This is a genomic window from Priestia sp. TGN 0903 (assembly GCF_050846855.1).
Lineage (GTDB): Bacteria > Bacillota > Bacilli > Bacillales > Bacillaceae_H > Priestia > Priestia zanthoxyli.
The window spans coordinates 1-8,248 of sequence record NZ_JBOZGL010000025.1 but is presented as its reverse complement, the minus strand read 5'-3'; the positions used below and the strand labels follow the sequence as shown (position 1 = coordinate 8,248).

The 8,248-nt window shown below is 36.2% G+C and carries 7 protein-coding genes; 3 read left to right on the top strand and 4 right to left on the bottom strand.

Going from position 1 to position 8,248, the window contains the following annotated elements; translation table 11 throughout:
• Together ACRPLY_RS26700 and ACRPLY_RS26695 are read left to right on the top strand one after the other, a co-directional pair.
• Positions 1-4,167, top strand: a 4,167-nt coding sequence (locus tag ACRPLY_RS26700; protein WP_432232216.1) for an Ig-like domain-containing protein, incomplete at its 5' end; no start/stop codon positions are given.
• A gap of 150 nt (positions 4,168-4,317) precedes the next feature.
• Complete coding sequence (locus tag ACRPLY_RS26695; RefSeq protein ID WP_432232215.1) at positions 4,318-4,845, top strand: adenylate kinase DNA topology modulator; 528 nt, start codon at positions 4,318-4,320, stop codon at positions 4,843-4,845.
• A gap of 419 nt (positions 4,846-5,264) precedes the next feature.
• On the opposite strand, the gene ACRPLY_RS26690 is transcribed toward ACRPLY_RS26695, so the two are convergent.
• The 3 genes from ACRPLY_RS26690 to ACRPLY_RS26680 all read right to left on the bottom strand — a co-directional run bounded on the left by ACRPLY_RS26690 (position 5,265) and on the right by ACRPLY_RS26680 (position 7,169).
• Positions 5,265-5,753, bottom strand: coding sequence for a spore coat protein (locus ACRPLY_RS26690; protein ID WP_098627456.1), 489 nt, complete (start codon positions 5,751-5,753; stop codon positions 5,265-5,267).
• Between the two features lie 108 nt (positions 5,754-5,861).
• Entirely contained in the window at positions 5,862-6,563 is a 702-nt protein-coding gene (locus ACRPLY_RS26685) for a DUF1796 family putative cysteine peptidase (RefSeq protein WP_154974769.1), read from the bottom strand.
• Between the two features lie 201 nt (positions 6,564-6,764).
• Positions 6,765-7,169: a DUF4183 domain-containing protein gene (locus ACRPLY_RS26680; RefSeq protein ID WP_028412740.1), complete on the bottom strand. Its 405-nt coding sequence runs from the start codon at positions 7,167-7,169 to the stop codon at positions 6,765-6,767.
• 317 nt (positions 7,170-7,486) lie between these two features.
• Here ACRPLY_RS26680 and ACRPLY_RS26675 point away from each other — a divergent pair, with 317 nt between their 5' ends.
• Positions 7,487-7,771 (top strand): DUF4183 domain-containing protein, encoded by a 285-nt coding sequence (locus ACRPLY_RS26675; protein ID WP_154974766.1) that lies wholly within the window; start codon positions 7,487-7,489, stop codon positions 7,769-7,771.
• An 84-nt stretch (positions 7,772-7,855) separates the two neighbouring features.
• On the opposite strand, the gene ACRPLY_RS26670 is transcribed toward ACRPLY_RS26675, so the two are convergent.
• On the bottom strand, positions 7,856-8,248 hold a 393-nt coding region (locus tag ACRPLY_RS26670), incomplete at its 5' end, for a DUF4183 domain-containing protein (protein WP_432232214.1).

Below are 8,248 nucleotides of genomic sequence, written 5' to 3'. Positions count from 1 at the left end.
TATGAGTTTGTGATCAACGAAGACACGAGTTTAAATAGCCAAGTGGTGGCAACAGATGTGGACGGAAATCCCCTAACATATGGGTTACTGACAGGTCCAGCAAATGGAACGGTGGTAGTAAATTCAGACGGGACCTACACGTATACGCCAAACGAAAATTACAACGGGGTAGATAGCTTTAGTGTCGTAGTAAGCGACGGCCAAGGAGGAACAGCCATTTCCACCATCACGATTACGATTCTTCCAGTGAATGATCCACCAGTAGGTCCAGATGTTATTACGGTTACTACTTTTGAAGAAAGCCCTGTTACAGGCCAAATCGTAGCAACTGATCCAGATGGAGAGGTGCTGACGTACACCTTACAAGATCTACCGACTAATGGAACAGCCGTAATCAATCAAGAAGGGTTATTCACTTATGTACCAAATGAGAATTTTGCTGGAAATGATACATTTACTGTACGTATAGCCGATCCAGCTGGACAGTTTATTATTACGAATGTATTTGTTATTGTTATACCAGTTGAACAGCCACCCACTGTACCTAATTATTCGGTTACCACTCCTGAAAATCAATCTGTAACTGGCCAGGTAGTAGGAAGCGATCCGAATGGAGATCTGCTCACGTATCGTTTAGGAACTTCTCCAGTGAATGGAAGCGTCATAGTAAATGGAGATGGCAGTTTTATATATTCACCTAATTCTAATTATGTAGGTCCAGATTTATTTACGGTTATTGTAGAAGATTCAACAGGTCTCACAGCAGTGTCTATTGTAAATGTTACAGTTATTGACGTGAACAGTTCGCCAGTTACAAGTAATGTTATCCTTCAGACTATAGAAAATGTAGCAATTAACGGGCAAGTTTTTGCCACAGATCCAGACGATAATCTACTCACTTTTAGTTTATCTGGTACTCCTTTTAATGGAACAGCTGTGGTAAATCCAGATGGTACCTTTTTGTATACCCCAAACCCTAATTTTATTGGTTTGGATTCTTTCACAGTGGAGGTGAGGGATAGTCGCGGAGCTAGTGCACAATCTCTTGTAACTATCAGTGTAATTCGGGTGAACCAACCACCGATTGTTGTAGATTTATCACTCTCAACTGTCCAGGGTCAGTTTGTAACAGGGCAAGTTCCTGCCTTTGATCCTGAAGGAGATCCACTAGTATATGGTCTAAATTTAGCACCACTTAATGGTACGGCCATTATTAATTCAGATGGAACATTTACGTATACGCCGAATCCAAGTTTTGTAGGAACAGATTCATTCTCTGTTTTCGCCAGAGATCCTCTTGGAAACCAAGGGTTTGGAACTATTACTGTAGAAGTCCAATCTCAAGATTTACCGGTTAGCGCTGAAGGGCTAACGTTAACTACTTTAGCAAATCAACCTGTAAGTGGGTCTATCGCTACTGTGAATCCAGCAGGCTCTCCATTAAGTTATGCTGTAGCCATTCCGCCATCAAATGGAACTGTTGTATTAAACCAAGATGGAACTTTAGTATATACTCCAAATCTTGGATTCACAGGAGAAGATATCTTTGATATCGTTGTTATAGATTCAGCTGGAAATCAAAGTATTGCTAATGCTGTTGTGACAGTAGTAGTAGGAGACATAATTTCAGTGGTCAATAGTGAAATAACGACTTTATTCAACACCCCAGTTTCTGGGCAAGTAAGTGCTACAAATTTGAGTGGAAACCAATTGTTTTATACGCTTACGTCGAATCCAAATAGTGGATCTGTCATAGTTAACCCAGATGGGATATTTAGTTATACGCCAAATCCTGGATTCTTTGGAACAGATCAATTTCAAGTACTTGTAAGTGATGTTCTTGGTAATACAGCTGTTGCAACTATTTCTGTTATTACTCAGGGACCGATAGAACAGGCGCCAATTGTAGCTAATCAAGCACTATCAACAATCGAACAGCAGCCCGTAACAGGAAGTATTGCAGCTATTGATCCACAAGGAGAAGCATTAACTTATGCCTTACTTGGCGGACCAGCGAATGGAAATTTAATACTAAATCCAGACGGTACTTTCACGTATACTTCAAATCCAGGATTCATAGGAACAGATTCTTTTACAGTATCTGTTCAAAATGAGAAAGGTTTAAATGCAGCTACTACGGTTCAAATAACTGTTACACAATTGGTAAATCAAATTGTAGTCAGTAATACTACTGTTCGAACAGTAGTAGGGCAGAGTGTAAATGGTGCACTTTCAGTTCGAGATCAGCTAAATAGGCCACTAACCTATACCCTTAACAACCTCCCTGCTTATGGAACGGTTATCTTAAATCCAGATGGAACGTTTGTTTATACACCAACTCCTGGTGTGAGTGGAACTGATCAATTTGACGTTCTGGTTCAAAATGATCAAGGAGATCAAGCAATTGCTTCAGTTTTAATTATAATTGATCCGGTTCAAAGTACTATTACACCACAAGACATCACAGTACAGACTCAGCAAGGTGTAACTGTCTCAGGGACGATATCGGCTACTGATCCTTTTGGGAGACCAATTAGGTTTTCTTTAAATGCATCTCCATCCAATGGAACAGCTGTGGTAAATGCAGATGGAACGTTTAGCTATACACCAAATCCAGCATTTTTTGGAGAAGATAGTTTTACTGTGTTGATTCAAAATGACAGAGGAGACTCTGCAATTGGTATTGTACGGATAGTTGTTCAAGAAAATCAAGATAGCATTGTTGTAACTCCTCTTACGGTTCAAGGAGTAACTAACCAACCTGTTACAGGTCAAGTTACGGCAGTTGATGCATTAGGTAATCCATTAACCTATCAAATTCAGAGTTTACCTGCAAACGGAACAGTGAATTTTAATCCTGATGGTTCATTTATCTATACGCCAAACCTCGGATTTACTGGAATAGATTCTTTCACGGTAATTGTTACAAATAATCTTGGTCAGTCAGCAACAACTAGTGTTACGGTTTTAATTCAGGGAGTGAACGATCCAATTACAGCTGAAAATCAGCTTTTAACCACGCCAACTGGTCAAATTATTGAAGGTCAAATTATCGCAACGGATGCATTAGGAAGGCCTCTTACCTTTGCTGTGGCTACCCCACCAACGAATGGAGTACTTGTACTACGAACAGATGGAACGTTTAGTTATACACCAAATTCAGGCTTTGTTGGTCAGGATCAATTCGTGGTATCTGTAAGAAACAGTGACGGACAACAAGCGTTTTCAATTGTTACTGTCAATTCTACCGCAAGTAATAATATAATTACTCCAGGAGATAATACCTTTGCTACTTTGCAGGGGGTTCAATTGGTTGGTAATATTCAGGTAACAAATTTGCTGGCACGTCCATTAAATTATACACTAGCAACAGCTCCTTTAAGTGGTAGCGTAACCGTTGATTCCAATGGAAGGTTTGTCTATCAGCCTGCGCCTAATTTTGTAGGAACGGATACCTTTACTGTATTAGTACGAGACGATCTAGGAACAGAATTACTGGTAGTGGTAACAGTTGTAGTAGGAAGAGATCCTCAGCCTCCTAATGTGGTCGGGCAAGTAATAAAGTTATTTGTTAATACTCTTACTACTGGTCAGCTCATTGCTATTGATCCAAATTCTTTACCACTAATTTATCAAGCTATAACAGGTGCTCAAAACGGACAGTTTAGAATTAATCAAAATACAGGCCAGTTTATCTATGTCCCTAACGTTAATTTTGTAGGAACAGATACAGTAATCATAAGAGTCACTAATTCAGATGGAGCTTCAAGTGAAGCAGCACTTACTTTCATCGTGGAAAGAAGAGTAACGCCAGCACCGACACCAGTTCCTGGTGAATCTAAAAATAAAAAGAAATCGTTGCGAGATCCGCGCAAAAATAAATCAAAAGGTAAATGTCCTATAAAGGTATCTGATCAATGCATAAAAGGAACAATTAACAAGAAAATATGTGGTGAAATTGATGCTTGTACAGACAAAAACCTACCGCTTAAATATCAAATCTTAAAGGGGACGAAGAATGGTAGATTTAAACTTAATACGGAGACCGGCGAGTTTATTTACATCCCTAACGTAAACTTTACAGGAGAGGATTCAGCTGTTGTGCAGATCATCAGTATAGAGGGGACATCCGTTCAAGTTACTATTGAATTTGTTATAAGAAAATAAGTAGCAGCTAAAAAGCTATCCAACAAGTTATTTGTTGGATAGCTTTTTGAATTAAAGTTCATGATATTTTGTACGTAGCGAGCATAATTGAATATACAAATGGTAATAATTTTCTTGATTTAATTTTATACATAAATTGAGGTGATATTAATGTGTAAAATTGTAATATTTGGTAATAGTTGTTCGGGTAAAACTACACTAGCTGCACAGTTAGGTGAAAAATTACATATACCTATCCATCATTTAGATTTGTGGTTTAGAGAACCTAAAATGAGAAAAATATCGCACATTAGGCAACGAAAGAGGTACTTTAAAAAAAAGTTAGAAAGGGTGTTAAATACAGCAAGTTGGATTGTTGAGGGATGGGGATATCTAGATACGTATGATTTACGTTTTAGTAAAGCCGATATTATTATTTTTTTAGATGTTGTCCCCCAAGAATCTAAAGAACGATTTTTAATACGAGAACAGAATAAAAAAATGCACATAAAAATAACTGAAAAATTGGTTAAACAAAGCTTTTACAAAATAGATAAATTTCATGAAGAAAACCGACCTATTATATTGGATCTTTTTCAGAAGTATGAAGGAGAACCAGGGAAAAGTTTATTTCCTATTGCGAGAAAATACAATTTAGAACAATTACTTGCTACATTAAGAAATGGGAAATACGGATAGAAAAAACGTTTACTTATAGGTAGTTTATAAGTTAATGAATTACTCCATTTCTTTCTTAAAGCGTTACTTATTTGTCCATAGATATGGAATGTGTGCTAACACGCTTCTTTTTTATGAGTATTACATATGTATTTGTGATGAATGAAAAACTCTTTTATAGTTATGGAAAATCGTTTACATAGAGGTTATAAAAAGTGTTTTGCTTTTTGTTGTAATATAGGCATTCTATAAATGTAGTGGCTTTAGATAACTTTCTCTGTAATAAAAAGTGTACAGGCTGTAGTAGCAAAGAATTTTCAATAGCTTGTACACTGTTAGTTAGTTTATGAGGGTATATTGAAGATACTACCTGTCATAACTCTGCTCCCGTAGTATTTTCAACAACTCTATTAATAGGTCATTAAAGGGTCAATGGTTTTCTAAGGAGTTAGTAACAAGGTCAACGCTTGTAAAAAATTTTGTATAAAAACAGCTGTATCGTTATTGGATGTTGTTACATTGACACCTTTACTGTTTTTAACGATAACTCTTTGTCTATTTAATTGAAGTGACCTTGCGGTTTGGGAAACTTCTTGTAAAAACAGCCTTATTGAATTGGCATCGAGACCTATTGAAAGTAACAAAATGGTTAATATTTGTATGAAGCTTTGAAGAAATATGGCTGTTTGTGTATCTGTTGCAGTAATAGTAACATCACAGGAGTTTTTCACAAGAATGATTGAATCAGAAACTTGATCACTGAGGATCTGTTGTCTGGTATCAGTTTCAATAAGTGCATTGTTATATCTATTGGAACAAAAATAATTTTTCTCTGCACATTTTGTTTTTTTACAATTTTTTTCTTTTTTTCTTGAAGGTTTGGAATTTAGACAACTACAGTAGCACTTTCTTTTTTTAGAACAACTCAAAGTGTAACCTCCTTTATATGTTTCTATTATATTAATATGAAAATTAAGGAGGTTTGCTTGTATACTTGTCCCTTTTCTTTTATATATTATAGGAAAAAAGAGTAACGTTTAATTTAATAGTGTTATGCCGCTTAATAAATCATTCCAAACAGAAGTATTGGTGCAATTATCTCGCGAAACTTGAACCCAACAAATTTTGTCTTCAGGTGTTCCAAAATTCATGTCTTTTACTCCATGTAATTCTTCGTCAACAGTCTCAACTAACAGAAGGTTAAAGTTACCGTTAGTCATGTCTGTTAAAATTGATTTTAAGTTAATTACGTCTTCGTAGCTTGTGGGCATCCATTCATATCTTATAAATAACGTACGTTGACTTTGCGCGATTTGATTAAGAAATGTTTGAATACGATGATCTAATCTTATTTTATAAGGTGGATATTGGGCAGACCAGTCTTGATTAGGAATCATGGGGAAATCGTGGACAGAGTCGATGTTATATTTAATATCTGTAACATAATGAGCTCTTATTGATTCAGAAGTTCCTGGTTTAAAAATAGGGTACCCGTTATCATCCATATAATTAGCGAGTATGTCTTTTTCAATTATGTTTTCTGCTTCCATAAAACCTTGAAATTTATTTCTTAATAATGTATTTATATCGGGGAGATAAGGAGATTGCATCCAATCGAGGGGAAACGAATGCCTTCTCAAACCGTGACGTTCGGAATAAAGCGCTGGGCCACACCAGCTTCCTAAGCCAGCCACCAAATTATAAGGGCCTTTTATATCTTGTAAGTTTATATCAATCACTCCTTTTTTTTCTTACACTATAGTATATAGAATAGGGTTTTCAGTTGATTGGACAATGAAAGGCATATTTAAAAAGAATCTTTTTTACGAGTCTATATAAAGAGCAATTATTTATATTGGAAATTCAAATGTTACACTCCAATATAAAATAAAAAACATGACAAGATTAAAGGTTTGTCATGTTTTTTATTTTATATAGGATTACGTATTAATTACGGTAGTGACAGATAACGTACTAGTTGGAGTTGAGGTAGAAGTTGCAGAGTGAGTAACAAATTCTACAATTACAGGTGCTCCAACAGTTACAGTATCATCAATATTTAAGGCTGTAGTAGATAAAGTGTAGACATTAGTAGGTTGCATGACTCCATTGATATATATATTAGCGTAAGAATTAGCTGTTACATCAGGCAAAGCTGTGATTGTTGCTCCTACATCATCAATAAAGCTTCCAGCAGGTATCGATGTGACTCCTCCTGCAACCATTGGGGCCGTTACAAATGTTGTAAATCTTGCTGGGGTAGGAGCCACACTCGTTGCTGTTGCTACTGTAATATCTCCAGCAATTGTACTAGTGGCTGTAAAAACAGGTTTAATAATAGGCATATGTCTTATTCTCCTTTCGAAGCATGGGATGTAGAAAGAATGTTAATATCCCCTCTATCTATTAATAGTCAGATTTCTATTATTTGCCACGGTCAATAGTCTATATAGGCAGTCCAAATTTTTAAATGGTGAAGAATCTTTTTACCATTTAGGTCTTTTGCCGTTTCTAAATTAAAGTAGAAGAATAATAAATAGAGAATTAGCGTTGTTTTATATTTCCTTTAATGATTTCAAAGTGTATTCGTAAAGAAGCATTTTAAAATTTTAAAAAAAGAAGAGCGATAAATAATTCAATAATTAAGAAGGGAGGATTATAAATGCCAATCGTTAAGCCCTTTATGAATTCTTTAAGGTTTAGTAGCACTGCAGGAGCAGGAACAGGTACTGGCGCTACCTATAATATTCTTGCTACAGCTTTTACTACTGATGGAGGAACAGCTGCTACAGTTTTTCCAACTGCTCCTGCTTATTATAATCTTTATATTAACGGGCAAATTCAAACAGGTGATACTTCAACAGTTACTACTAGTTCTATTACCATTCCTGATGGAGACACCCTTGCATCTGCTACTCCTATTGTGGTTGAGTTTGTTGTAAACTAACTAATGTATTGTATTTTTTAGCTGATTTCCCAACTGGGGAAGTCAGCTCTTTTTTTATGACTATCTTAGAATTTATAAACTTTTTTATACTTCCTTATTAATTAACACAAATTGGATAATAATAGGAACCCCTTTTGAAGGCACTTCTTCTGTTAGTAAAGTTAAGCTTCCTTTTTGAATTTGATAATTAATATTAGGCTGTAGAATACCATTAATAAATAAATTGATATAAGAAGCTTCTTCAGGTGCCAATATTTCAGTGGTTCCATATTGAGCTATCCCATCATTATTGGTATAAAGGCGTTTTTGACCATCTGAAAAAGTAAAATATAATAAATTAGTGGAGGGAATTAAATCTGAGAGTGGAGGCCCCTGAGGCCCCTGAGGTCCCTGAGGTCCTTGAGGCCCCTGAGGTCCCTGAGGTCCTTGAGGCCCCTGAGGCCCCTGAGGTCCCTGAGGTCCTTGAGGCCCCTGAGG

What these genes read in the sequence shown, in the direction of transcription:
- ACRPLY_RS26675 (WP_154974766.1), top strand. Translation starts at nt 7,487, where the DNA reads ATGCCAATCGTTAAGCCCTTTATGAATTCTTTAAGGTTTAGTAGCACT.
- ACRPLY_RS26680 (WP_028412740.1), bottom strand. Translation starts at nt 7,169, where the DNA reads ATGCCTATTATTAAACCTGTTTTTACAGCCACTAGTACAATTGCTGGA.
- ACRPLY_RS26695 (WP_432232215.1), top strand. Translation starts at nt 4,318, where the DNA reads ATGTGTAAAATTGTAATATTTGGTAATAGTTGTTCGGGTAAAACTACA.